Origin of the sequence: Novimethylophilus kurashikiensis (assembly GCF_003112435.1) — a bacterium.
Classification (GTDB): domain Bacteria; phylum Pseudomonadota; class Gammaproteobacteria; order Burkholderiales; family Methylophilaceae; genus Novimethylophilus; species Novimethylophilus kurashikiensis.
Genome location: NZ_BDOQ01000006.1, coordinates 93290 through 120287 on the forward strand (window position 1 = coordinate 93290; position 26998 = coordinate 120287).

Sequence of the window (26998 nt, forward strand, 5' to 3'; positions counted from 1 at the left end):
GTCCCTCGCCTTTAATGGAAAAGATAAGCCAAGGGGGTCTGCATGAAAGCGCCGATCACGATGATCCACACCAACGTTACAGGAATGAACACTTTCCAGCCCAGGCGCATGATCTGGTCGTAGCGGTAACGCGGGAATGTCGCACGGAACCACAGGAATAGGAACAGCACAAACGCCATCTTGGCGAACAGCCACAGGGCGCTATCCGGCAGGAAGGGGAACGGCGACAGCCAACCACCCAGGAACATGATGGAGGTCAACGCCGAAATTAGGATCATGTTGGCGTATTCAGCCAGGAAGAACACCGCGAAGGCCATACCGGAGTATTCCACGTGGAAACCCGCGACGATTTCCGATTCGCCTTCAGCCACGTCGAAAGGTGCCCGGTTGGTTTCCGCCACGCCGGAGATCAGGTAGACGATGAACAACGGCAGCAGCGGAATGAAATACCATTGCCAGAAGCCACCGGATTGCGCCTCGACGATCTTGACCAGATTGAGTGAATTGGCCGACATCAGGACGCCGACCAGGGCGAAGCCCATGGCGATTTCGTAAGACACGATTTGGGCTGCGGAACGCAAGGAACCCAGGAAGGCGTACTTGGAGTTAGAGGCCCAGCCGGCCACGATCACCCCATAAACACCCATGGACGTCACCGCCATGATGTACAGCAGACTCGCGTCGACATTGGCCAGCACGAGGCTGGACGAGAACGGCACGACAGCCCAGGCAGCAAGGGCTGGAGCAATCGCCAAAATTGGTCCAAGCAGGAACAGCTTTTTGCTCGCCGCCGTGGGCATGATGATTTCTTTGAACAGCAGCTTCAGGCCATCGGCCAGCGGCTGTAGCAAGCCGTAGTAACCAACACGGTTGGGACCGATACGAACCTGCATATAGCCGATAACCTTGCGCTCGGCCAAGGTCAGGTAGGCTACGGCACCCATCAAAGGCGCGACGATGGCGACGATCTTGGCCAGACTCCAGACTAGGGGCCAGAAAGGACCGAACATTTGCTGGATCGCATCCATCAAGCAGCCCTTTCCACTTGGATTTCACCGTACAAGTCGCCCAGCGCTGCCGTTTGGGCGCAGATCGGAACACGGACGCAATAATCGGCAACGCGGTCGTCGCACTTGGCGGCAAGACGCACGCTACCGTTGCCTTGGCTAACTTTGACCAATTCGCCGTCCTGCAACCCGAGCTGAGCGAGCAACTTGGCGTTCATGGCAGCAACCACGGGCTTTTTCGCGGCCATTTTCTGCAAGGATGGTGCGCGACGCACGATAGCATCGGATTCGTACAACGGAACTTCGCCTACGCGCTGCAAGGACTCGGTACGCACCTTGGCATTCACTTCCGTCAATTCGCGCAAATTGTTGTTAAGACGGTTCCACACGACGCGCGAGGGCTTCTCCCCGCCGAAGATTTCGTTCTTGACCTGTTCGCTGCTGTCATACTCGAAACCGCTCAAACCCAGCAGATTTCCCAGCACGCGCAGCACCTTCCATCCAGGGCGCGCTTCGCCAAGCGGTTTTGCGACTGCGGTAAAGCTTTGCACGCGACCTTCCATGCTCATAAAGGTGCCGGAGGATTCCGTGTAAGGCGTCACCGGCAGCAGTACGTCGGCTTCGCGCAAGGCGGAAGACTTGTAGGCGGTCATCGCCACCACACATCCCGCAGCGGCCAAAGCCTGATTGACCAACTGCGCATTGTGGCAATCTACTTCCGGCTCGACGTTGACCAGGAGATAAGCAGAGCGCGGCTGTTCGAGCATGGTCCGGGCATTCAAGGCACCGCTGCTCGGCAATACGCGTGCGAGGTCGAGACCCACTCGGTTTGCGGCTTCGGACAGTACGCCGAAGGTCGCGCCGCAGAGCGCGGAGATCGCTTCCGCGAGACTGTACATTTCCGAATAACGTGGATGCTGCTGCGCCATGTTGCCCAGGAATACCGCGGAACGCGGATTCACCAGGTCGTAATCCTTGCCGTGCCCGGCCAGGCTTTCCGCCATGGCTTGGGCGTTATTGCTGACAACCACATCTTCCAGCAAACCGTTCAAGGTCGGCGGCAAGCACAGCGACAAGCGCTGCAAACCGGACATCGCCTTGAGGAGTTGCAGCAGGAAATTGATCGTGTCATCCGGCGAACAAGTGTTCTTGAAGGCCACGCGCATCAAAGGATCATCTTCGAGTGCATTCACCACCGAGATTTCGGCAGCATTCAAGCGCACGGCCTGGCGCAAGCGATGCGTCAGCAATGGATGTTCGTTACGCAGATTACTGCCGATGATGAGGACGCGATCCATGTCCTGAACATCGGGAATGTTGCATCCCATCCAAGGCGTGCCCTGAAAATGGCCATCCAGGCGGAAATCGCTGCGGCGCAGACGGTGGTCCACATTGCCGCATCCTAATTCGCGGGCAATCTTCTTCGCGAGAAAGCCCTCTTCCATCGTGCTGTTGGGCGACACCAGCACACCCAGTGCATTTCCGCCTTCACGGGCAACGGCATCCTTGATGCGGCTCGATGCAAACTCCAATGCGCTCTGCCAGTCGGTTTCCACCCACTGATCGCCGCGGCGAATCATCGGCACGGTCAGGCGTTCGTCGCTGTTCAGCCCTTCATAGGCAAAGCGGTCGCGGTCGGAAATCCAGCATTCGTTGATGCTTTCCTTCTCGCGCGGGATCGTCCTCAGTACGCGGTTATTCTTGACGTGCATTTCCAGCTGGCTGCCCAGGGCATCATGCGCCGAAATCGTCGGACGCCGGGCCAGTTCCCAAGGACGTGCTGTGTAGCGGAACGGCTTGCTGGTCAGCGCGCCGACCGGGCACAGGTCGATGATGTTGCCGGACAGCTCCGAATCGACGCTCTTGTCGACGTAGGCGGTGATCTCGGCATGCTCGCCGCGATTGATCAGGCCCAGTTCCATCATGCCGCCGACTTCCTTGAGGAAGCGCACGCAACGGGTACACTGGATGCAGCGCGTCATATCGGTGGCAACCAACGGCCCGATATTCTTGTTCAGCACCACGCGCTTTTCTTCGGTATAGCGCGTCTTGCTCGCACCGTAACCCACAGCGATATCCTGCAATTCGCATTCGCCGCCCTGGTCGCAGATCGGGCAATCCAGCGGGTGGTTGATGAGCAGGAACTCCATCACGCTTTTCTGTGCATCGACGGCGGCTTCGGAACGCGTGAAAATCTTCATGCCGTCCGAAACCGGCGTAGCACACGCGGGCAGCGGCTTGGCGAACTTCTCCACCTGCACCAAGCACATACGGCAATTGGCCGCGACAGAGAGCTTCTTGTGATAACAGAAACGGGGAATGGGGATCCCGAGCTTATCGGCAGCTTCAATAATAGTGCTGCCGTGCTCGACTTCTACCGCTTTACCGTCTATTTCGATCTGTAACATTTAATCTGCCACCATTAGGCTGCCAGCATGCTGCGGCCGTGTTCGATGTAGTACTCGAATTCCGGACGGAAATGCTTGATGAAACTGATCACCGGCGTTGCCGCCGCGTCGCCCAGCGCGCAGATGGTGCGGCCGGAAATGTTGTTACTGACGTCAGTCAGCAATTCGAGGTCTTCAGGACGGCCCTTGCCTTCGGCAATACGGCGCACCACGCGCCACAGCCAACCGGTGCCTTCACGGCAAGGGGTGCACTGCCCGCAGGATTCCTCATAGTAGAAATACGAGAGCCGCGACAAGGCCTTGACCATATCCGTTGACTCATCCATGACAATCACAGAACCTGCGCCCAGACTGGATTTGCCTACCTTGGAGATGGAGTCGTAATCCATAGTGCACTGCATCATCATGTCGGCCGGAACGACTGCCGTAGACGAGCCACCAGGAATCACGGCCTTGAGCTTGCGGCCCTTCCACACGCCACCAGCTAGTGCCAGCAGGTCGGGGAACGGCGTGCCCATGCCGATTTCGAAATTGCCCGGCTTTTCCACATGGCCGGAAACCGAAAAAATCTTGGTGCCGCCGGAGTTGGGCACGCCCAGATCCTGGAATGCCTGCCCGCCATGCTGCATGATGTACGGGATGGACGCGTACGATTCGGTATTGTTGACGTTGGTCGGCTTTCCGAACACACCATAGCTCGCGGGGAACGGCGGCTTGAAGCGCGGCTGGCCCTTCTTGCCCTCGATGGACTCGATCAGCGCCGTTTCTTCGCCGCATATGTAGGCGCCGTAGCCGTGATGCGCAAACAGGTTGAAACTGAAATTGGTCCCGAACAGGTTCTCGCCCAGGAAACCAGCGGCGCGAGCCTCTTCCAAAGCACGCTCGAAAATCTGGTACTCGGCCCAGATTTCACCGTGGATGTAGTTGTAACCGGTCCGCACCCCCATGGTGTACGCGGCTATCGCCATCCCTTCGATCACCTGATGAGGGTTGTAGCGGATGATGTCGCGGTCCTTGAATGTGCCGGGCTCGCCTTCGTCGCTATTGCAGACTAGGTACTTCTCGCCGTCGTAATAACGCGGCATGAAGCTCCACTTGAGGCCGGTCGGGAAACCGGCACCACCGCGACCACGCAGGCCGGAAATCTTGACCTGGTTGATGATCTCCGTAGCAGGCACCTTTTCGGTAACGATACGTTTGAGCGTTTCGTAGCCGCCGATGCTGCGATAGGTTTCGAGCGACGCTGGGTTCGGCAGATCCAGGGTACGGAAGCAGACTTCGTTTGCCATTATTTCAACCCTGCTAGCAACGCATCGATCTTTTCGGGCGTCAGGAATTCATGCATATCGGTATTGTTGATGTGCAGCAAAGGCGCTCCACCGCACGCGCCCATGCACTCGCCTTCACGCAAGGTGAACTTGCCATCCGCGGTAGTTTCGCCGCAGTGCACACCCAAGCAGCTTTCGAGATGCTCGACGATCTCCTGTGAATCGCGCAGCAGGCATGAGATGTTGGTGCACACCGTCAACTTGTATTTACCCACCGGCTCGAGTTCGTACATGTTGTAGAACGTAGCGACTTCGAGCGCGGCAATTTCGGGAATGCCGAGATAGTTCGCCACGTCGGCAATGGCTTCCTTCGACAACCAGCCCTGCTCCGCTTGAACGATGCGCAAGGCCGACATCACTGCAGCACGGCGCTGGTCGGCCGGGTATTTAGCGAGTTCCTTGTCGATCTGGGCGGTGGAATCCTGAGACAACATCAGCGGTCGATCTCTCCGAAAACAATATCTTGCGTGCCGATGATGGCGACGAGGTCGGCAATCATGTGGCCACGCGTCATTTCGTCCAGCGCAGCCAGATGCGGGAATCCAGGAGCGCGAATCTTGAGGCGGTAGGGCTTGTTGGCACCGTCGGAAATCAGGTAGATGCCAAACTCGCCCTTGGGATGTTCAACGGCGGCATAGGCTTCGCCTTCCGGCACGTGGAACCCTTCGGTAAACAGTTTGAAATGGTGGATCAGCGCCTCCATGTCGTGCTTCATGATCTCACGCGACGGCGGTGCCACCTTGTAGTTATCACTGATGACAGGGCCTGGATTGGCGCGCAGCCATGCGATACATTGCTTGATGATGCGATTGGACTGACGCATTTCCTCGATACGAACGAGATAGCGATCGTAGCAATCGCCGTTGGTACCGATGGGAATATCGAAATCCATTTTGTCGTAGACTTCGTACGGCTGCTTCTTGCGCAAATCCCAGGCAATGCCAGAGCCGCGAAGCATGGGGCCAGTCATACCCAAGGCAAGCGCCCGCTCCGGCGTTACGACACCGATGCCCACGGTACGCTGCTTCCAGATACGGTTATCAGTCAGCAGGGTTTCGTATTCATCGACATAGCCGATGAACCGATTAGTGAAGTCTTCAATGAAATCCAGCACGGAACCCTGGCGGTTCTCGTTCATGCGTCGAACGTCGTCGGCGCTATGAATCTTGGACTCCTGATACTGCGGCATACGATCAGGCAGGTCGCGATAGACACCGCCAGGACGATAGTAGGCCGCGTGCATACGCGCACCGGACACCGCTTCGTAAACGTCGAACAAATCCTCACGCTCGCGGAAAGCATAAAGGAAAACCGTCATCGCGCCGACGTCCAGCGCGTGCGCGCCCAGCCAGAGCAAATGATTGAGAATGCGGGTTATTTCGTCGAACATCACGCGGATATATTGAGCACGGATCGGCACATCGACGCCCATCAGCTTCTCGATGGCCATAACATAGGCGTGCTCGTTGGACATCATGGACACATAGTCCAGACGATCCATATAAGGCAGGGCTTGCAGGAAAGTACGGTTCTCGGCCAGTTTTTCCGTAGCACGATGCAAGAGACCGATGTGCGGATCGGCGCGCTCGATCACTTCTCCGTCGAGCTCCAGCACCAAGCGCAGCACCCCGTGCGCAGCCGGGTGCTGGGGACCGAAGTTCATCGTGTAGTTTCTGATCTCAGCCACGATGGAACCCCTCTTCGCGGATCATTCTTGGAACGTTGTTGCGTAATTCAATAGAAACCGGCTGGTAGACCACGCGCTGCTGGTCAGGGTCGTAACGCATCTCGACATTGCCGATAACCGGAAAATCCTTGCGGAACGGATGGCCGATGAAGCCGTAGTCGGTCAGGAGGCGACGCAAATCGGGATGACCGTCGAACATGATCCCATACAGATCGAACGCCTCGCGCTCGAACCAGTTGGCCACAGGCCAAACATTGATCATGGAAGCGATGAGCGGAAATTCGTCATCAGCAATGAAGGCCTTCACCCGGACACGCTGATTGAGCGCCACGGAGAGCAAGTGATATACGACGGCAAAGCGCCGACCTTCCCACAAGCCTTCTTTGTAATCGCTGTAATCGACGCCGCAAAGATCGATGAGTTGCTCGAATTGCAACCCTTGACCATCGCGCAATATGGTACAGACAGCAATAGCATCCACACCATTGATCTCGGCCGTCAACTCGCCCACATGCTCAGACAACTGCAGCAGCTTGTCGCCAAGTGCACTCTTCAGGCTTTCCGCCAGCTTTTCCAGACGAGGACTCATAGTGGGTAATTGATCAGCGGGCGATGGTATTGGTTCGTTTAATCTTGTTTTGCAGCTGGATGATGCCGTACAGCAAAGCCTCCGCAGTGGGCGGACAGCCCGGCACATAGACATCCACTGGCACGATGCGATCGCAGCCGCGGACGACGGAATAGGAATAATGGTAATAGCCGCCGCCGTTGGCGCAGCTACCCATGGAAATCACCCAGCGCGGCTCGGCCATCTGGTCGTATACCTTGCGCAGCGCAGGCGCCATTTTATTAATGAGCGTACCGGCAACGATCATGACATCGGACTGGCGCGGGCTTGGACGGAACACTACACCGAAACGGTCAAGGTCGTACCGCGAAGCACCTGCATGCATCATTTCGACGGCACAACAGGCCAAACCGAAGGTCATCGGCCACAGCGAACCGGTACGGGTGTAGTTGATGACGGTATCGAGGGTCGTGGTGACAAACCCTTTTTCCAAAACGCCTTCGATGCTCATTTCGTCACTCCCACTCCAAGGCGCCCTTCATCCACTCGTAAATAAAGCCAACGACCAGAATGCCGAGGAACACCATCATGGCAATGAAGCCGAACAGGCCGATTTCCTTGAGCACCACGGCCCACGGAAAGAGAAAGGCGATTTCGAGGTCGAACAGGATAAACAGGATAGCGACGAGGTAATACCGCACGTCGAACTTCATGCGCGCATCTTCGAAGGCCTCGAAGCCGCATTCGTAGGGGGAATTCTTTTCGCTGTCAGGGCGATTGGGACCGACGATCTTGCCTAGCACCATGGGTGCCACGCCGACGGCAAGCCCCACCAGGATAAACAACAGAATCGGGAAATAATTTTCCAGCACGACGTCAGTACCACAATAAATTTTTGTAAAGCCGCACGGCTGTACAACGCAATCCGGCGACCCGTCATTCAAGCGGAGCCAATTATCCTAGATACCGCGATTGCCGGTCAACCGAATTTGTAACGAAAAAGACAACATTTTGGTCGACCGATTATTCTCTGGTTCCATCGCACCCGATTCCCCGCCTGACGTCGCTGGCTTCTTTTCGGCTTTTCCGCCAAAATTGCAATAATTTTTTTGCACGGGATTTTTCATGAATTTGCATGAATTTCAGGCCAAGCAGTTGCTGCAGCAATACGGCATACCCACGCCTCGCGGCTTGACTGCCGATAGTGTCGATGCTGCCGTGGCAGCCGCGGGGGAACTCGGGGGTAGTGCCTGGGTCGCCAAAGCCCAGATTCACGCCGGTGGACGCGGCAAAGTTGGAGGCGTCAAGGTCACCAAGTCGCTAGACGAATTGAAGTCGGTGGTTGGTTCGTTGCTCGGCAAACCACTCGTCACCCTGCAAAACGCGCCCGAAGGCCAGCCCGTCAATCAACTCCTGATCGAGGAAACCCTGCCCATCACCCGCGAGCTTTATCTGAGCCTGCTGGTCGATCGCACTGCAGAGCGTATCGTTATCGTAGCCTCAGCCGCGGGCGGCATGGAAATCGAAGAGATCGCGGCTGCTACCCCGGAAAAAATCCTGCGCGAAGTATGCGACCCCCTTCTTGGCATGGTCGATTACCAGGCCCGCAATCTTGCGTTTTCATTGGGTCTGCAAGGCGAGCAGATCAGTGCATTCACCAAACTGCTCAAGAATCTCTACCGGCTGTTCAAGGACAACGACCTGAGCATGCTGGAAATCAATCCGCTGATCGTGACCGAGCAAGGCACCCTAGTGGCGCTGGATTGCAAGATCAGCGTAGACGACAACGCACTGTACCGCCAGAAAAAGCTGGGAGAGCAGCGCGACTGGAGCCAGGACGACCCCAAGGAGGCGGAAGCCCATGCTTCCGGCCTTAACTACATCGCGCTCAACGGCAACATTGGTTGCATGGTCAATGGCGCCGGTTTGGCAATGGCCACTATGGACTTGATCAAACTGCATGGCGGCCAGCCGGCCAACTTCCTCGACGTAGGCGGCGGCGCAACGGCCGAGACGGTGGCAAAAGCGTTCAAGATCATCCTCTCCGACAGCAACGTCAAGGCCATCCTGGTCAACATCTTCGGCGGCATCATGCGTTGCGACATCATCGCCGAGGGCATCATCACCGCAGTGAAGGAAGTCGGTGTCCAAGTGCCCGTCGTGGTACGCCTCGAAGGCACCAACGTAGAACTCGGCCGCAAGATGCTGGCTGAAAGCGGTCTTTCCATCATTTCCGCCGACGGCCTGACCGACGCTGCCAAGCGTGCGGTCGCCGCCGTGGCATAAGGTCACGCTTCTAATATGAGTATTCTGGTCAATAGCAATACCAAGGTCCTGTGCCAAGGCTTTACCGGTAAGCAGGGGTCATTCCACTCTGAACAAGCGCTGGCCTACGGCACCAAGATGGTCGGTGGCGTCACCCCCGGCAAGGGCGGACAAACGCATCTCGGCCTGCCAGTGTTCAACACCATGCGCGATGCCGTTAAAACGACCGGAGCCAATGCTAGCGTGATCTACGTCCCGCCGCCCTTCGCAGCCGATTCCATTATCGAAGCCGCCGACGCCGGTATCGAACTGGTAGTTTGCATCACCGAAGGCATCCCGGTGCTGGACATGCTTAACGTTAAGGCCGCGCTCAAGGCCAACGGCGTCAAGCTCATCGGACCCAACTGCCCCGGCGTCATCACCCCGGACGAATGCAAGATCGGCATCATGCCCGGCATCATCCACAAGCGCGGCAAGGTAGGGATCGTTTCCCGCTCCGGCACGCTAACCTATGAAGCGGTTCACCAGACCACGCAACTCGGCCTCGGCCAGACCACCTGTGTCGGCATCGGCGGCGACCCCATCAAGGGGCTCAACTTCATCGAGTGCCTGGAAATGTTCCAGGCCGACCCCGAGACCGAAGCCATCATCATGGTGGGAGAAATCGGCGGTAGCGATGAAGAGGCTGCGGCTGACTTTATTAAATCCAACGTCACCAAGCCAGTGGCCGGCTATATCGCCGGCGTAACCGCCCCCAAAGGCAAGCGCATGGGCCATGCCGGCGCAATCATCTCGGGTGGCAGCGGCAAGGCTGAAGACAAGATGGCCGCGCTGGAAAAAGCCGGCGTGGTCATCGCCAGCTCGCCTGCCGGTTTGGGCGAAGCCGTCCTCGCTGCCATTAACGCAAAATAACCAGGGACTCAGGCATGAAATTGATCGGGCGTTTGTTGGTACTGTGCGGCGTGCTGTTGCTGCCGTTGTCTGCCATGGCGGAAGAAAGCATCCCCTTTCTGCTCAACGCTTCGGCCAGGGGCGATATCGCAACAGTTCAGGCGATGCTGGATAGCGGCGTCAACCCCAACACCCGCGACAAGGACGGCATTACGGCGCTGATGTATGCAGCACGCAAAGGCAATGCCGACGTCGTGCAGGCCCTGCTCAAAAAAGGCGCAGAGGTCAATGCCAAGGATGATGGCGGCTGGACGGCATTGATGTTTGCAGCGAAAAAGGACTTCGTCGAAGTCATGAAAATCCTGCTCGACCACGGCGCCGACCTTAGCATTCGCGACGAGGCCGGCTGGAGCGCGATGGGACTCTCCGCAACGTCAGGCTTCAGCGATGCCGTGGGCTTGTTGATCGACCACGGCGCCAGCGCCAACGCCAAGAGCGACGACGGCAAGACCGTCCTGATGTACGCCGCTAAAAACGGTGACTCCCCCACGATCGAAACACTGCTCAAGCATGGAGCAGACACCGGCACCCGCGACCGCTTCGGAACGACCGCGCTCATGTACGCATCCCGCCAGGGCAATGTGCCGGGGATGCAGTTGCTGCTCGACAAGGGTGCGCAGATCGATCTCAAGGACAACACTGGCTGGACTGCCCTTACCTGGGCTATCCGCAAGGCCCAGGTAGATGCCGTCAAGCTGTTGGTCGAACGCGGCAGCGACGTCAACATCAAGGATTCCGAAGATATCCCCTTGCTTCATTTCGCGGTGGATAGCGGTTCCGTGCCTATTTTGCAGCTTCTGCTGGAACACGGCGCCAAAGTGAAGGCCAAAGACCAATATGGCTTGAACGCGCTGGTGTACGCCATGAAGCGCGGCCAAACCGAGATGGTCAAGATTCTCAAGGATGCCGGCGGTACTTATTAAGGCTATTATCAACCCCAGGAATTCGATTCGATGAAGCTCGCAATCGCCCAGTTCAACTTCACCGTAGGCGATCTTGCGGGTAATACCCGCTTGATTCTGGATGCCGCCGAGAAGGCTCGTGCAGGCGGCGCCCAGCTCCTGATGACGCCCGAACTGGCGCTGTGCGGCTATCCGCCGGAAGACCTACTGCTGCGCGACGATTTCATCCGGGCGTGCGGAACAGTACTGGCTCAGCTTGCAGAACAAACCCGCGGTATCGCGCTACTTGTCGGCCACCCGCACAAGCGGCACGGCAAGCTCTACAACGCCGCCTCCCTGATCAGGAACGGCCAGATCGAGGCCACCTATCTCAAGCATATCCTGCCCAACCATAGCGTCTTCGATGAGGTGCGGTATTTCACGCCAGGCACAGAGGCGGTGGTATTCGATTTGGATGGCATCAAGTTCGGTATCAACATCTGTGCGGACGTTTGGGAATCCGCGCCGGCCAAGCTGGCGCAGCAGCACGGCGCCGAATGTCTGCTTGCGCTGAACGCTTCGCCCTATCACCTGGAAAAACAATTCACTCGTTACGATACCCTCCGCGACCGTGTCAATCAGACGGGCATGCCGGTCGTCTACGCCAACATGGTAGGTGGGCAGGATGAGCTGGTGTTCGACGGCGCAAGCTTCGTTATGGATCAACGGGGAGAGATCATCCATCAGCTCGCCGCGTTCGAGGAAAGCCTGCATTTCATCGAAATCGACGCAGACGGCAACCCCGCCCCAGGCCCGTTGTTTTCCGACCCAGGAATCGAAGCCAGCGTTTACAAGGCGCTCTGCCTGGGCGTCCACGACTACGTTGTCAAGAACGGCTTTCCAGGCGTACTACTAGGGTTATCCGGCGGCATCGATTCTGCATTGACGCTGGCAATTGCTGTCGATGCGCTGGGCAAAGATCGGGTTCGGGCAGTCATGATGCCTTCCGAATACACCGCCGGGATCAGCGTATCCGATGCAAGAATCATGGCGGACAACCTGGGGGTACGTTACGACGAAATGCCCATCAAACCGGTGTTCGATAGTTTCTTGCAGACACTGGCAGGCGAGTTCGAGGGATTGCCTTTCGACCTTGCCGAGGAAAATCTTCAAGCCCGGATTCGCGGCACCTTGCTCATGGCGCTGTCCAACAAATTCGGCAGCATCGTCCTCACAACCGGTAACAAGAGCGAAATGGCCGTAGGCTACTCCACGCTATATGGCGACATGGCAGGCGGCTACGCAGTCTTGAAAGACGTCCCCAAAACCTTGGTATATCGCCTGTCGCACTATCGCAACAGCCTGTCGCCGACCATCCCGGAACGCATCATTACTCGTGCACCGTCTGCCGAACTTCGTGCCAACCAGACCGATCAGGACTCCTTGCCGCCCTACGAAATTCTGGACGCCATCATGGAAATGTACGTCGAGAACGACCGGAGCCCCGAAGATATTGTCGGTGCAGGTTATCTAGAGCAGGACGTGCGGCGAGTGGTCACCCTTATCGATCGCAACGAATACAAACGCCGCCAATCTCCCGTAGGCGTTCGTATTACCCATCGTGGATTCGGCAAGGATAGACGCTACCCCATCACCTCGGGATATCGCCCCTTGACGTTTTAATGAGTCGTGTTGCGCCTCACGCCTGATGAAGCCGCGACCATATCATGCCGATCGCTTCGTGAAAAAACAGGCGACTGGCATGAAGCCCGTCACTGTTGGGAAGAAAATCCGTGATGTCCAGATGCTTTAGCGAATGAAACCCAATCGCCGCTGGAATGACTTGAAAACCGGCTTGCTCGAACAACTGCTTCGATCGCGGCATGTGCCAGGCGTGCGTTAACAACACGATGGTCTTGATATGCGCAGCGTCCAATATTCTTTTACTGAACGCGACGTTTTGCAGCGTATCGGTTGAGGTGGATTCAACCCATTTCACCGGAACGCCGAAATCCTCCTCAAGCGTTCGCTTCATCAAACTGCCTTCAGAAACCCCTCGCTCCCCGGCATCTCCGCCCGTCACAAGAATCGGCAACCTGCTCTGTCGGTAAAGCCGGGCCGCATAACGCAATCTTTCCGGCGTATCCCGCCCTACCGTACCCCCCGGATACTCAGGCGCATCCAGATAAACACCCCCACCCAGCACGACGATGGCTTGAGCAGATGCCGGCACAACAACAGCAGGACGACTATCGCGCTCCAACCACATCAGCATAGCGTTGCCGACAACGGGCAAAGAAAATAGCCACAAGAGTGCAATGCCGACTGCCACTACTCGCCATCCAGCGATGGGGAGGCGACGCACAAGCACCAGTCCAACGATGGCAATTAACAGGAAACTCAGGGGCGGCAGCAGGAATGCCGAAACAAACTTGATCGTGAGATAACTCAATGCGCCTTCCAGGCCTGATCGAGGATTTTCTGCTGGTGGTCGTACTCCTCACGCGCTTTATCAAGGTTGCGACGAGAGGCATCCGCTTTTTTCTCAGCATCGGCCAACTGGCTCTGCTGCTGTGCCAAGCGCTCCTTGAGCAGCCGGACCCGCTCTGCATCCTGGTCGTAGGCAGACTGTGCTTTTTCCAGGATACGCTCTGCAACGGCAACGTTATGCTGCTCGGTGATGACGTCACGTGCCTCTACCAAAGAGGGAGCCACTAACACAGCAATCAGAACCAGCCATTTACTCGCGGCAAATCTCATGTACCCATTCCTGACATTTTTGATTTAGTTAATGGTGCTACGGATTATGCCAATTTTAATACGACACGACTTATCAGACCGTAAAAACAAACAGCCCATCGAGCTTTTCGATGGGCTGTGCTTATGGTGCTCGGGTCTATCCTGCTCAGTCCTTTTTACTCGCACCCGAAGTGTTCGTCGGCTTGTCAGTAAGTGACGCACCCGGTTTAAATGCTTCCTTCATGTACTTGTTACCCTGTTTAAAGATGCGTGTCGTCCATCCTGTGTTCCAGTGAATGACGGCGGCTCCATTTTCTTCCTTCCACGTGCCGTGTTTCATTGAGTCACCATGCGTGCCGCTGGCTGTTCCGTCGCTACTCAGGACAGCCTCGAATGGGTTGCCGCTGGTGTCGTCCAGTAGCCACTTGCCTTCGAAATCTCCCGCCAACACGCTACCGGAGAGTCCAATCAATACCGCCATACCCGCAAATGCGGCTACCTTACGCAGTCTTGCTCTCATCATTAAGAAGCCCTCTTATTTCGTTAAGATGTGGATTACGAGGCACTCAATGTACCTTATCGCTTTCGAGATTAGGTAACGATTTTGGTTGCATCAAATCCGCGTTTTTGTATCCACCCGCCTATATAATCTCATTGAATAGTTACTGATAACTCTCATCTCATGGCTGATACAAGAAATCATATTGATATTGACAGCGCGGTATACAAAACCCTGTTGGAATCCACGAAAGCCATTCCGTGGAAAATCGACTGGAACAGCCTGACATTTTCGTACATCGGTCCGCAGATTGAGAGTTTACTTGGGTGGTCGCCATCCAGTTGGGTGTCGATCGAAGACTGGGCATCAAGAATGCACCCTGAGGACAGGGACTGGGTGGTAGATTTTTGCGTAGCGCAGTCAAAGGCCGGCACTGATCATGAAGCCGATTATCGCGCACTGACAAAGAGTGGCGAATATGTGTGGATTCGTGACGTCGTGCATGTCGTCAGGAACGAAGCGGGGGAAGTGGATTCCCTCATTGGATTCATGTTCGACATTAGCGAGCGAAAAGCTACCGAACAACAACTCATCATTCTCCAGAAAGAACTCGAGGAGTTATCGTTCAAGGATAGTTTGACGGGAATCTCGAATCGACGCAGATTTGATCTGATCCTAGAAGAGGAATGGTCGCACGCTCAGCGCAACCAGCAGCCACTTTCATTAATCATGATCGATATCGATTATTTCAAACAATATAACGATCATTACGGGCATATACAGGGCGACAACTGCTTAAAACAAGTCGCACAAGTTCTAGGCTTGGCAGCAACACGATCCAGGGATTTTATTGCACGCTTCGGCGGAGAAGAATTCGTATTGGTATTGCCAGAAACAAGTGAAGAGTCTGCCAAGAAGGTCGCAGAACGATGCCGGGAACTCATATTCAAAGAGCAAATCCCCCATCAAAAATCGCAAGTAAGCCAATTACTTACAATAAGCATGGGGGTTGGCACAATAATCCCTGCGCGCGGGGATGAACAAGTTGGTTTTGTCGAAAGTGTTGATCGCTTACTCTATTCTGCAAAGCAAAATGGCAGGAATCGACTCGTGACTGTCGCCAAAAAATCTTAGGTACATCGCGGTCATGTTTTCAAGTACCTACCGCTTGAAACAAAAACAATCCGCGAAGGGCTGTTTTCAAGAGTTTTGATACTTAATAAGTTACCGCGCTCAAGCAAGATACTGCTCAATATCAACTTCATCGATCTGCTCAGGCAGCAAATATTTCTCAGCATATTGGCGATAAACACCAGATGTCAGGAACAGATCAAAAAGATCGGCGTCCACATGCTTGTCTCTTTTGAAAAACGATAATATTTTTATCGACTCCGAAAGTGTCTTGGCTTTCTTATAGGGCCGGTCAGAGGCAGTCAGCGCTTCGAATATGTCAGCAATCGCCATGATGCGCGAAGGAATCGACAAACTGCTTCCATCAAGCTGTCTCGGATAACCGGTCCCAATCATGGTTTCATGGTGAGTGCCGGCATACTCAGCAACCCGTTTCATATTTTTAGGCAACGGAAGCTGCTCCAGCATGACGATGGTCTGAATAATATGCTCGTTGATTTTAAAGCGCTCTTCTTCAGTCAGCGTGCCGCGTCCAATGGAAAGATTGTAAATTTCTCCATAGTTGTAAAGATTCTCCGGAACGTTGACCTTAAATTCATATTTCGGATCGAATGCGCGGAAATCTTTACGCGGTAGGATATGGTGGGGTTTATCGGATAACAATTGCTCCTGCGCCGGTACCGCTTCCGATTCACCCTCGTAGCGTAGCAATTCTCCATGGGCCAGTCCCAGCCGATCATCGAAGTGTCTTACCCAGGTTTCTTCCGCGATGCGTTTCAGCCGTTCCAGCTTTTCGGGCGCCATGAATTCGCCACCAATATTGCACTCGGCAACAAATGCAAAGTCGTCGATCAGCTGTACCTTGCGTGCCTCAAAGATTCGAGCCGCCTCTACCTCATCAATGCCGCTTGCCACAGCCTCAAGCCGAGTAATGGTCGCATCGCGCAGCAGCACTTCAAAACGTGTCCGGATTTCATGGATGCGGTTATAAATTGTCTCGAGCTTGCTGGCTTTATCTACCACGAACTCAGGCGTCGTTACCTTGCCGCAATCGTGCAGCCACGCGCCAATGCGGAATTCTCGCCATTCATCGTCCGATTTGAAGTCGAAATCGGCAAACGCACCTTCCGTCTGCCTGCACGCCTGTTCAGCGAGCATCATGGCGAGTTGCGGCACACGCTCACAATGGCCGCCCGTGTAAGGGCTCTTGGCGTCGATAGCGCCGGCAATCAGCTTGATCAAAGAATCCATGAGATCCTTCTGAGCTTGAATCAGCTGATAGTTATCCAGCGCCAATGAAGCCTGTGCTGCCATCGCTGTTACGAACCGTACCAATTCCGGGTTAAAGGTCGTCACTGCACCGGTATTCGGATCCATTGCATTCAGGAACTGCATGACGCCGATCACTTCACCGTCGCGAGGCGTAAGCGGTACTGTCAACATCGAAACCGTACGATAGCCGGAAACCTCATCAAAGCGTTTGGCGCCGGAAACATCAAAACGCGTTTCCTCATAAATGTTATCGATCACAACCGGCTCATTATGGAGCGCGGTATAAGTCGAAACGAACCGTTCGACCGGCTGGCCGGTTTCCTCGTCGTACAAGGGGATCTCGAATGAAGGCAATTCATCATCCCTAGTACGAAGCGCGAAACGCAGGGTTTTGTGATCCGTCACCAGATACATGGTGCCTGCATCGCAATTGAGGAGAGTTTTTCCGGAAAACAAAGTTTTGTGCAGCAAAGCCATCCGGTCCCGCTCGCGTCCGAGTTCAAGGCCAGTATCGATGAGGTTTTCAAGCTTCATCTGTGTCGCAATTAATTCCGCAGTACGCTCATTAACCTTGTCTTCAAGCGTATGCGTCAACGTCTCCAACGCTTTATTGGAATCTTCAAGCTTTTGCTTGTACACCAGATTCCGCAGCTTGGTTTCATGACGAAGCAGTGCCAACAATCCAATTAACAGGCTGCCAAACCCCAGCACGGTGGAAAGCACCACGCGTTCACCCAATGGCACCCAGTGAGCCGTGTTTTGCAGAATCACGACGTCCCATGATCCTGCGGGATCGGCCCAGTGCAATTTGCTAGAGGCTACCGCGTAAGTATTTCCAGCATATTGAACATAATCCTGATCGAGAGAAATCGGCAACCGCACAGGATCCGCCTGTTCGAAGACCTTGCCGAACTGCCTCTGATTTTTGATAGAAGCTATTCGTTCAGGTGTTGCTTCACCCGAAAAATGAAACAGCCAATCTTCTTGAGTCGACGCGAACACGACCCCTTGGGGCGTCAGTAGCATTCCTTGCGATCCAAACAGCTTGAGTTTTTCGTCAAGAAAGGCCGCCAGCATCTTGACCGCCACGACACCAATAATTTTCCCCTGGGGAGAATCGTTCTCCCTTAGCGGCGCGGCAATATAAAGACCTCTGACACCACCCGTCGTCCCCGCAGCCGCGTAGATATTTTCCTTACCGGAAAAGGCCTGCTGGAAATAAGGCCGGAACTTAACGTCTTTTCCTGTGCTTTTTTCAGTGGATGATTCGTGGCCGACGATAATGCCGTCAGCATTGATGATAAATAGACCGTTCGCACCGAGCAGCTGGCGTGTGCTCCGCAATCTGGCCAAGGCTTGTGGTGCATCCCTGGGTAGTTTGCCGCGGGCAACATCCTTGATAAGAGGCTCGTTCAACCCCAATAGCGAAACCATGCCCATAGCCTGTCCGCGCATGGTTTCAAACTCGAGACTGCGGGCAATTTTTTCGACATTGCTCCTGAAAACATTGAGTTCATGCTGCTTCTGATAGCGGACGTATACCTTATCCGCCGACCAAACCAGCAGCGCTGAGGCGAGAAATACCAGGAATATTTTTCCGTTCCGACCAATGTTAGACATATGTCCTCTACTATTGGAAATAGAAAAATGCTGCTAACAACCTCAATCTCATGCTTGTCGTTAAGATTCTAGTCCTTTAATTTTTTTAAGGATATTATCTCACTCAGCAGTTTCTCTAAATTGGGGGAATAAAAATGAAACGTCTGATTACGGCATTTTTATTGTTTCTCGCATCGATGGCTGCCACTGCCAATGACGAAGTGATTGGCTACGTGAAAACCGTCACCGGATCTGCCGCTGTTACACATGCCGGCACACCCATTCAAGCAGTTCCCGGCACTCCCCTATATATGAAAGACGCCCTCAAGACTGCGTCAAACGGAGCGATGGGCGTGACCTTCAAGGACAATACGGTCATGTCCTTCGGGCCCAACACTGAAATCACGATTGATGAATTTCTTTACGCGCCCAGCAAGGAGCAACTCTCGTTAAGCGCGAAAATCAACAAGGGCACCATGGAATATGTTTCTGGTGTCATTGCAAAGCTTAAACCGCAGGCCGTCGCAATAAAAACGCCTACCGGCACAATCGGGGTTCGCGGGACGCACTTCATGGTGAAAGTGGACGATCTCTCCGAATCGCCCTCGGACGACGCCAACGAATCGGCCAAGGCAGTAGAAGGTGCAGACACGCCCAATGCAGAAGAGCAGTCCATGAACAATCCACAAACACCACAAGAATAGGGAGAACATCATGCGTTATAAAATCGTGACCAGCATGCTCCTGATGTTGATGGCAGGATGCGCCCAACAACCCGAACTCGCCCAACCCGAACCAAGGAAACCGGATTCTTACGTCGTTCTGATGCAGAACAATGACGGCAGCACAGGGCAAATCATCGTCAGCGATAATTTTGCCAACTCCACGACTGTGGATCATGCCGGTTTGGCTGTTGAACTCAATGATCCTGCTGCAGGTTCGCATGAGCTGGATAAGGACAAACTGGCCAACGACTTCAAGGAGGCGACCTCGATCAGGCCGCCGTTGCCTGTGAGTTTCTTGTTGTATTTCAAGACCGGCGGCACCGCGCTGACCCCAGAATCGGAAGCCTTGGTCCCCCAGGTATTGCGTGAAGTTGAAAACCGCCAGGCACCAGACGTCTCCATCATCGGACACACTGATACTGTGGGCAAAGCGGAAGTCAACGAAGCGTTGGCGCTGAAGCGCGCCCAAGCTATTGCTGACATGATCGAACAAGCGGGAATCAAGACCAAGGACATTACGGTGACGTCACATGGCGAACGCAATCTGCTAATCAAAACGGCGGACGAAGTCGCGGAAGAACGGAACCGTCGTGTCGAAATTACCGTGCGTTAAGGCAGCCTACTTCTCGGCCATCACGATCAGTTCCCCCGCTTGACCGGCTTTCAGTCGATCGAGATGGAGCCTTACCAGTGGGTCTTCGGGATAATTGGTAGCCAATACTTCGAAAGCAAACAAGGCATCCTCGGCGTTACCCTGAAGCATTGAATAGGCTTGCACATACTCTGCGACCGGCGCTTGCGAACTCAGCGCTGTCATGCAAGGTTGATAGACCATCAACGGTTGCGTTTTACCTTTCAGCACCAAACGGCCGACCGGACGCACATCCGCTTGGCTGCATCCTGCCAAGGTCGCCTCGGAAATGCACACCTTGGTACCGAGATGCTTGTTGACACTTTCCAGTCGTGATGCCGTGTTGACGGTATCGCCCAACGCACGGTAGTCGAAAATTGTCGATCCCCCAAAGTTACCGACGATCACCTCTCCACTGTGAATGCCGATACGGGTTTGGCCGAAAGGGATGCCTTTGGCATTGAGCTCAGCAGCATATTTTGACGCAAACGCATGCATATCTAAGGCGCAATCATACGCACGCTGTTGATGGTCAGCCTGCGTCACCGGCGCAGAAAACATGATGGCAACCGCATCTCCTACAATACGGTCCAGCGTACCTTGGTGGCGGAAAGCGATTGCAATCATTTCATCCAGATAGGCATTCAACATCGCCACTGCCTCAGCAGGATCGATTTTCTCCATGAGGCTGGTAAATCCGGCGAGGTCGGTGAAGATGAAACTGCACTGCCGTCGATGCCCGCCAAGCTCGAGGTCGTCCGGATGCTGCACTAGATACGAGACCAGGTTAGGTGAAACATAACGTGCGAAGGCCTGCTTGATCCATCGCTGCTTTTGCTCGGTAGATAGATGATGAATAACGCTGGCGAGAATAAAAATCGCGATCAGGCATAAGCTGGGCGTGAGGGGATCAAGCAGCAAACCATGGCGCGAAAATGCAAACCATGCACCAACACTCATCCCTACAACCATTAACGCTGCCAGCCCGGCCGAAGCAATTGCGCCCGTCACCAGCGTCAGAATGCCAAGCAGCAACCCACCCACGACGATTACCAACGCTTCAATCGATCCCGCCCAAATAGGCCGTTCGAGATAAGTAGCGCCTAGAATCTGTTCCAGTACCTGAGCATGGGCCTCCACCCCCGGCATGACTTCTCCTCGGGCATTAAGGCGCAAATCCATCAATCCCTGTGCCGAGGTGCCCACCAGCACAATGCTGCCTTTCACTGATTCCGCCGGCACTTCTCCTGAAAAAATCTTCCATGCAGGAATATAGCGATCTGCCACTGCAGGCGTGTAATGTACCCACAGCTCCCCCTTGGGCGTAGTCGGGATTTTCAGTTTCCCAATGCCAACTGTTTCAATGCCAGTCTTCTCCACCTGCGAAGTCTTGATGATGTAATTGCTCGCCCCTTGCGCCACGCGCAACACTTCCGAGACGAGGGTAGGCAATACCTGATCATGCAGTTTCAGGAAAAGTGGCACACGCCGCACAACACCATCGGCGTCCGGCACGAATGTCAGCGCTCCGTTACCGGAAGCCTTCATCTCAAAATCGGGGAGCGAGGTCACGGCACTCGAAAACCCGTGCAAAAAAGGCAACGGGGATTCACCTAGCGTCACCACGCTGAACGACCGACTCGGTAACTTGCTTCCAGCCCCGTCTTGATCCAGCGAGAAACCGACAATCGCTCTCCCCTTGCCTAGCGCCTCGGCCATGACGGCATCATGATCAGGCAGACTGTTGATGGTATTTCGCGCAGCAGGCGGCAAGTTCCAAAGGTTCAACATGGCCTTGGGCGCGGTACGATCCAGCTCGGCGAAAATCACGTCAAAACCAATCGCTGCGACTTGGGCACGCTGAAGACGCTCGATCAACTCCGCGATGCGTGTACGCGGCCAAGGCCACTGGCCCATTCTTGCTAGACTGGCATCGTCTACATCGATAATTTTTACCGGCTGGGGTTTGTACTGGCGGGGCTGCCAGCGTTGATATTGGTCAAACAGGGAATTACGCAGAACCTGCAAAGGCAGCGGCTCGGTCAGATAAACGAAGCCTCCGGCAAGAATGGCACCAATCACAGCTAACAGTCCCAACTGCATTAGCCGGTCAGAAAGTATCGTGGTGATCTTTTGAAGCAGGACTTTAATCAATTGATATTATCCCCTGAACATTAATACCCAGGCTGGTCCTAGTGTCTCACGAAGTTCAGCCCTTCGCTCGTGAGCCAGGATTGCAACGGATCAATGCCGAGTAATACCTGATTTTTATACTGATACTACGTATTAAGATCCCAACATGAATGTGATGGGATGCAAGGTCCCTACCTGAAAGTTTTCAGCCGGCACTGGCCTGCCAAAATAATATCCCTGAAACAATTTGCAACCATGCGCCTTAAGGAATTGGAACTGTGTTTCCGTCTCCACACCCTCCGCTATAGATTCGATATCCAAATTATTTGCCATGCCAATTACGGTCTGCACAATAATGGCATTAATGGGATTACTGCTAATGCCACGAACAAACGACTGGTCGATCTTGAGCTGTTGGAGCGGCAGCTCAGCAAGATAAGATAGCGAAGAATAGCCGGTACCAAAATCGTCCATAGAAAAACTAAGCCCGGCCTCTTTCAGCACGTTCATCTTGTTAATAGTGTCTTCGATATCGTCTAGCACTACGCTTTCGGTCAACTCGAGCTTAAGACGTTCAGGATTAACCTGTTTGCTGATTATTGTTCCCAGAATTTGCTCAATGAAATCGTGCTGCCGGAACTGCTTGGCGCTTACATTAACGGCCAATTGCAAATGGGCCATTCTCGGATCTTGAGCCCATTCCAGCAACAGATCGCAAGCCGCTTCTATTACCCAACAGCCAATCGGAACGATTAATCCGGTTTCCTCCGCCAATGGAATGAACTGTAGTGGCGACACCAAACCATTAGGTGAAAGCCAGCGGATCAAGGCTTCGGCTCCGAGCACCTCTCCTGCAGCATTGACCTGTGGCTGCAGGTGAAGCTTAAACTGCCCCTCCGCCAGCGCCTTGTGAAGGTCGTTCTCAAGCTGTAACCGCGCCTGCAAGGTTGCCTGCATGACGGGGTCAAAGAAACGTAATGTATTACGGCCCTTGGCTTTAGCCTCATACATGGCGGTATCTGCACGCCTGATCAGCTCTTCCGCCGTCATATCTTGCTTGTAATAAAGACTCGCACCGATGCTTGCAGTGCAGTAGTAATCTTCGCCAAGCAGATGAAATGGTTGCTTAATCGCGTTTAGAATTTTCTCACCAACAGCTTCTGCCTGCGCAGCCGCAGGTTCAACACTCTCGCTTAGGTTCTCCAGAATTACTACGAACTCGTCCCCTCCCAATCGTGCCACCGTATCTCCCTCACGTACGCAGGATTGAAGACGCACCCCAACCATCTTTAGTAACTCGTCGCCACAGTTATGGCCTTTGGTATCGTTAAGATTTTTGAAATGATCCAGATCGATAAACAACAATGCGCTATGCATGGGATGGCGGGCATTAGCTGCAAAGCTGTGCTGCAGCCGGTCTAGCATAAGGCGGCGGTTAGGTAAGTTGGTCAGAGGATCATAGAAGGCCAGATGCTCAATTTTGTCTTCCGCTTCCTTACGTCGCGCAATGTCGCGCTCAAGCTCACGGTTAGCCTGTTCAAGCTGCAAGGTTTTTTCTTCCAGCTTTCGAATCAATGTCTCGCTGTAGACCTTGAGCAAGTTATCCTCTGAAGTTGCCCCAACTTGTGAGGGAATTCCACGGGCAACGTGCATTTCAACATCCCGGAGCCTAGCAATAAAATCCTCCGGTTCTGCGGGTTTGAGGATAAAAGCATCAGCACCTAGACTGAGCGCCAATTGCTCATCCTCCGGCTCGGTATAGGTAGCGGTATAGACAATAAAAGGAATCCGTTTGAGTAGATTGTCATTTTTCCAGTGACGCAATAGGGTATAACCATCCATCACCGGCATGAGTAGATCCGAAATCACCACATCAGGCGATTGCTGCCTTGCTTTAACCAGCGCCTCTGCACCATGGCAAGCTTCTATAACCTCATAACCGGACCCTTGAAGCAGCATCTGCAGGTAGTAGCGGTTGTCCTCCTTATCATCTACGATCAACACGGATGTCATAAGAGTTCCCGGAATACTCAATTAGTCGAGGAATCTGGCGATTTCACTTACGAAGGTATCGGGATTAATTGGCTTTTCGATATAGCCGTTGCACCCCGCACCTAGAGCTTTTTCGCGATCCCCCACCATGGCATAGGATGTGACTGCAACGATAGGGGTAGCATGCAATGCCGTAATTTTGCGAAGCGCCCGCGCTACATCATAACCATCCATCGCTGGTAGCTGGATATCAAGCAATATCAAGTCTGGCAAGGCCTCCTGCGCCATCCTGATTCCACTCGGACCGTCGTATGCTGACATCACCACATATCCATGCTGTTCAAGCAGAAAGGTTGCGAGATAGCGATTCTGTTCGTTATCTTCGATCATCAGAATTTTGTTCATACCGCAGCCCTCACCGTTGTCAAAGGTAGGACGACCACAAATTCACTACCCACGCCCCATTTACTGTTGGCTGTAACATCACCCCCAAGCATGATGGCTAGCTTGCGACAAATGGCGAGACCAAGACCTGTCCCCTCATGTTGCCGAGTGAGGCCGGAATCGATCTGATGGAAAGGCTGGAACAGAGTCTCTAAATCTTCGGATTTGATACCGATGCCTGTATCTCGTATGGAGAAACGCACGGCTGGAACGTCATCGTTTTGGAGGGATTGCAACCGCCCCGCTTCTACCGTCAAGTTCACGTTACCGTGCTCAGTAAACTTGATTGCATTGTTGAGTAGGTTCAGCAGGATTTGCTCCAACCTCCGCCGATCACTAGTCATTTCCTTGATGTCAGTGGCCACATCCCAGGTAAGCAGTAGCCCCTTCTTTTTTGCCAACGGCTGAATGGTGGCAACGACACGCTCCAGTGATTCTAATAGGTCAAAGGACTCTGGATGCACTTCCACCTGACCGGCCTCGATCTTGGAAATATCCAGCACATCGTTTATCAATTCAAGGAGATGCCGGGCGCTTCCGCGGACCATGTTAAGCTGCTTGGTCTGTTCCTCATTAAGCGGTCCGGCCAACCCTTTCAGGATGATGCCGGTGAAACCGATAATGGAATTAAGCGGCGTACGAAATTCATGTGACATGGTGGCCAGAAAAGCCGACTTAAGCTTGTCTGCAGACTCAGCCCTGATCAATGCTGAATTAAGCTCTTCGGTACGCTGAATGACACGCTGCTCTAGCGTATTATTCAGTTGATGGATTGCCAACTCTGCCTGACGCTGTTCAGTAATGTTGGTCCCTATACTCAAAATCTCAGTGACATTACCAGCCTCATCTTTGACGAATCTGTTGGTCCAAGATATCCATACACGTTCGCCACTACGTCGGATATTTTCGTTAACGTTGTATTCATAAGCTTTTGGATTAGCACATATCCGATCCATAAGGGCCTTGAGATCATGTCCCTCGCTGTCGACTTGCGGCACCAAGGTTTCCATTACGTGACGCCCGACGATTTCCTCACTGCTGTAACCGAAGAATTGCTGACCGTATTCGTTGAGAAAGGTGATACGGCCCTGTGCATCCCAGCGTAGGATGATGCTGTTAGCAAGCTCTACCAGTTCTCGGTACTTTTGCTCACTTTCAGCAAGTTTAGCTTCGGCTTCCTGCCGAGCACTGATATCGATGCCTACCCCAACTAAGCAATCCATACCATTGAAATGCAGTTTTCGTCCCGTAAAGAAGTGAGGCCTAAGCGTTCCATCCTTGCATCGGAAGGGGGCTTCAATTGAAGACTCTCCGTTGGTAAATACTTCCAAGATTCGTTTCTTTAATATTTCCTTATGCTCATCTTGGAAAAAATCCAATGGGTGCATCCTGGCGATCTCTTCCGAGGTATAGCCAGAAACGTTCTCGAAATTCTTGTTCCATCTTAGGAACCGTCCCTCCGCATCGTAGAAATACATAATGCCTGGCATGCTGTCGAGCATGGTGGAGGAAAAGCGACGTTCACTGCTGACAATAGTTTCGGCCTGTTTGCGAGCCTCTTCCCGCAAAATATTATTTAGAGCGAAAGAAATGTTTTTGCCAGCCTCCTCCAACAGGGCGATTTCCTTGTCGTGGAAAAAAAATGCTTTGTCAGCGTAGACGCTGAGCGTGCCACAGACACTATCGTTTTCGCGGATTGGAATGACAGCTGATGCGCAGAAGTTTCGGCGTAAGATTTCCTTGCGCCATGGCAAGGTGATGGGATCGTTCTGCATATCATTGCATACGAATGGGAGCCCGGTCCGAAATGCAATACCTGACGGTCCCATTCCATTGAGGCGCTCATCACCATAAACCTTGATGACGCGAATATAATCCGCATCTTCTCCGTATACAGCAATGGGTTCGAGTTGATGTGTCACAGGATTGTGCCAGCCAACCCAGGCGATCCTCATTCCGCCTGACACGGTCAGAATTTGGCAAATACGCTGTAACAAAGCGTCACGTGTGGCATGCGTTATCAACGCATGATTAATCTGGCTGAGTGCTTCGTAAAGGTGTGAAAGTCGCAGAATCTCTTGTTCATGGGCTCTAGCAAGACTGATATCGCGAACCATGCCCAGCACCTTACCGTCCGGCATGGTAGTGGCAAAAACCTCCGCCTCGAACACACTGCCATCCTTGCGACGAAAACTCCACTGGCGATGGTGACGACTACCAGTGCGCAACTCATCCAGCACTGGTTCAATACAAGAATGCTCGTCGATGGAAATGATTTGTTTGGAATGAAGGCCGATTAACTCGTCTCGGGTATACCCTAGCATTGCGCACATGCTGGGATTTGCGTCGAGATAATAGCCGTCTGTATCGGCGATAAGGATTCCATCGGGGGCATATTCGAAAAGTGCACGATAGCGTCCCTCGTTAACTTCCGAAGGTGCATTCCCTGAACTGTAGTCCCCCGACAGGTTCATCATGCCCCACTCTCATGGTTGTCGATTTAATTTTTCGACTGAATCATGGTAACAGCTAATTTCATAGCTGTGCCAGGGCTTTTAAGCCTATAAAGCTCTGAATACTTTTCGCCACAAGTGCGATACGAAATTATCTGTCGATACTGAAACAAAACGGGCATAAATGTTGTGCTTGGCTTGTCAGTGAACGAAATGGAACAGCTTGAAACAAAAACAGCCCGCTAGGGGCTGTCTTCATAAGGGCTTTGATATTTTTGAAACTAA

At 53.6% G+C, this 26998-nt stretch carries 23 protein-coding genes; 7 read left to right on the forward strand and 16 right to left on the reverse strand.

Annotated features, from left to right (window positions below; translation table 11 throughout):
• Window positions 1-11: 11 nt before the first annotated feature.
• Genes nuoH through NMK_RS08035 form a run of 8 tightly spaced genes read right to left on the reverse strand, consistent with a single transcriptional unit; the run spans window position 12 to window position 7870 of the window.
• Window positions 12-1028, reverse strand: coding sequence for an NADH-quinone oxidoreductase subunit NuoH (nuoH, locus tag NMK_RS08000; RefSeq protein ID WP_109015257.1), 1017 nt, complete (start codon window positions 1026-1028; stop codon window positions 12-14).
• Window positions 1028-3415, reverse strand: coding sequence for an NADH-quinone oxidoreductase subunit NuoG (gene nuoG, locus NMK_RS08005; protein WP_109015258.1), 2388 nt, complete (start codon window positions 3413-3415; stop codon window positions 1028-1030). The genes nuoH and nuoG overlap by 1 nt, the downstream gene beginning before the upstream one ends.
• A 14-nt stretch (window positions 3416-3429) precedes the next feature.
• Window positions 3430-4704 carry an NADH-quinone oxidoreductase subunit NuoF gene (gene nuoF / locus NMK_RS08010; RefSeq protein ID WP_109015259.1) on the reverse strand — a complete coding sequence of 425 codons (1275 nt, stop codon included), beginning with the start codon at window positions 4702-4704 and terminating at the stop codon, window positions 3430-3432.
• Window positions 4704-5177, reverse strand: coding sequence for an NADH-quinone oxidoreductase subunit NuoE (gene nuoE, locus NMK_RS08015; protein WP_109015260.1), 474 nt, complete (start codon window positions 5175-5177; stop codon window positions 4704-4706). Before nuoE ends, nuoF begins: the two co-directional genes overlap by 1 nt.
• A complete protein-coding gene (locus NMK_RS08020) occupies window positions 5177-6430 on the reverse strand; it encodes an NADH-quinone oxidoreductase subunit D (protein ID WP_109015261.1) in 1254 nt (417 codons plus the stop codon). Before NMK_RS08020 ends, nuoE begins: the two co-directional genes overlap by 1 nt.
• A complete protein-coding gene (locus NMK_RS08025) occupies window positions 6423-7019 on the reverse strand; it encodes an NADH-quinone oxidoreductase subunit C (protein ID WP_109015262.1) in 597 nt (198 codons plus the stop codon). The genes NMK_RS08020 and NMK_RS08025 overlap by 8 nt, the downstream gene beginning before the upstream one ends.
• Window positions 7020-7032: 13 nt before the next feature.
• On the reverse strand, window positions 7033-7509 hold the full coding sequence (locus NMK_RS08030; RefSeq protein WP_109015263.1) for a NuoB/complex I 20 kDa subunit family protein: 477 nt from the start codon (window positions 7507-7509) through the stop codon (window positions 7033-7035).
• Window positions 7510-7513: 4 nt separating this feature from the next.
• Complete coding sequence (locus NMK_RS08035) at window positions 7514-7870, reverse strand: NADH-quinone oxidoreductase subunit A (RefSeq protein ID WP_109015433.1); 357 nt, start codon at window positions 7868-7870, stop codon at window positions 7514-7516.
• 253 nt (window positions 7871-8123) lie between these two features.
• Here NMK_RS08035 and sucC point away from each other — a divergent pair, with 253 nt between their 5' ends.
• The 4 genes from sucC to NMK_RS08055 are packed head-to-tail and all read left to right on the forward strand — an operon-like array spanning window position 8124 to window position 12778.
• Window positions 8124-9284, forward strand: coding sequence for an ADP-forming succinate--CoA ligase subunit beta (gene sucC, locus NMK_RS08040; protein ID WP_109015264.1), 1161 nt, complete (start codon window positions 8124-8126; stop codon window positions 9282-9284).
• Window positions 9285-9299: 15 nt separating this feature from the next.
• A complete protein-coding gene (gene sucD, locus NMK_RS08045; protein ID WP_109015265.1) occupies window positions 9300-10175 on the forward strand; it encodes a succinate--CoA ligase subunit alpha in 876 nt (291 codons plus the stop codon).
• Window positions 10176-10189: 14 nt separating this feature from the next.
• Entirely contained in the window at window positions 10190-11137 is a 948-nt protein-coding gene (locus tag NMK_RS08050; protein ID WP_109015266.1) for an ankyrin repeat domain-containing protein, read from the forward strand.
• A 30-nt stretch (window positions 11138-11167) separates the two neighbouring features.
• Window positions 11168-12778 (forward strand): NAD+ synthase, encoded by a 1611-nt coding sequence (locus NMK_RS08055; protein ID WP_109015267.1) that lies wholly within the window; start codon window positions 11168-11170, stop codon window positions 12776-12778.
• A gap of 16 nt (window positions 12779-12794) precedes the next feature.
• Here the strand turns inward: NMK_RS08055 and NMK_RS08060 are convergent, their stop codons facing one another.
• The 3 genes from NMK_RS08060 to NMK_RS08070 form a co-directional block, all read right to left on the reverse strand.
• Window positions 12795-13547, reverse strand: coding sequence for a YdcF family protein (locus NMK_RS08060; RefSeq protein WP_109015268.1), 753 nt, complete (start codon window positions 13545-13547; stop codon window positions 12795-12797).
• Window positions 13544-13855, reverse strand: a complete 312-nt coding sequence (locus NMK_RS08065; RefSeq protein WP_109015269.1) for a hypothetical protein — start codon at window positions 13853-13855, stop codon at window positions 13544-13546. The genes NMK_RS08060 and NMK_RS08065 overlap by 4 nt, the downstream gene beginning before the upstream one ends.
• A gap of 145 nt (window positions 13856-14000) precedes the next feature.
• Window positions 14001-14357, reverse strand: a complete 357-nt coding sequence (locus NMK_RS08070; RefSeq protein ID WP_146187144.1) for a hypothetical protein — start codon at window positions 14355-14357, stop codon at window positions 14001-14003.
• A gap of 159 nt (window positions 14358-14516) precedes the next feature.
• On the opposite strand from NMK_RS08070, the gene NMK_RS08075 reads away from it, so the two are divergent.
• The gene (locus NMK_RS08075) at window positions 14517-15467 is read left to right on the forward strand and encodes a GGDEF domain-containing protein (protein WP_109015271.1); all 951 of its coding nucleotides are present in this window, start codon (window positions 14517-14519) and stop codon (window positions 15465-15467) included.
• 99 nt (window positions 15468-15566) lie between these two features.
• On the opposite strand, the gene NMK_RS08080 is transcribed toward NMK_RS08075, so the two are convergent.
• A complete protein-coding gene (locus NMK_RS08080; RefSeq protein ID WP_109015272.1) occupies window positions 15567-18356 on the reverse strand; it encodes an HD domain-containing phosphohydrolase in 2790 nt (929 codons plus the stop codon).
• A gap of 134 nt (window positions 18357-18490) precedes the next feature.
• On the opposite strand from NMK_RS08080, the gene NMK_RS08085 reads away from it, so the two are divergent.
• Together NMK_RS08085 and NMK_RS08090 are read left to right on the forward strand one after the other, a co-directional pair.
• Window positions 18491-19039: a FecR family protein gene (locus NMK_RS08085; RefSeq protein WP_109015273.1), complete on the forward strand. Its 549-nt coding sequence runs from the start codon at window positions 18491-18493 to the stop codon at window positions 19037-19039.
• Between the two features lie 10 nt (window positions 19040-19049).
• Window positions 19050-19673, forward strand: coding sequence for an OmpA family protein (locus NMK_RS08090; protein WP_109015274.1), 624 nt, complete (start codon window positions 19050-19052; stop codon window positions 19671-19673).
• A gap of 6 nt (window positions 19674-19679) precedes the next feature.
• Here the strand turns inward: NMK_RS08090 and NMK_RS08095 are convergent, their stop codons facing one another.
• From NMK_RS08095 to NMK_RS08110, 4 genes are all read right to left on the reverse strand, one after another.
• Window positions 19680-21845, reverse strand: coding sequence for a CHASE2 domain-containing protein (locus NMK_RS08095; RefSeq protein ID WP_227871420.1), 2166 nt, complete (start codon window positions 21843-21845; stop codon window positions 19680-19682).
• Between the two features lie 132 nt (window positions 21846-21977).
• The gene (locus tag NMK_RS08100; protein ID WP_109015276.1) at window positions 21978-23837 is read right to left on the reverse strand and encodes a two-component system response regulator; all 1860 of its coding nucleotides are present in this window, start codon (window positions 23835-23837) and stop codon (window positions 21978-21980) included.
• A gap of 21 nt (window positions 23838-23858) precedes the next feature.
• A complete protein-coding gene (locus tag NMK_RS08105; RefSeq protein ID WP_109015277.1) occupies window positions 23859-24221 on the reverse strand; it encodes a response regulator in 363 nt (120 codons plus the stop codon).
• Window positions 24218-26737 carry a PAS domain S-box protein gene (locus tag NMK_RS08110; RefSeq protein ID WP_109015278.1) on the reverse strand — a complete coding sequence of 840 codons (2520 nt, stop codon included), beginning with the start codon at window positions 26735-26737 and terminating at the stop codon, window positions 24218-24220. The genes NMK_RS08105 and NMK_RS08110 overlap by 4 nt, the downstream gene beginning before the upstream one ends.
• Window positions 26738-26998 lie beyond the last annotated feature (261 nt).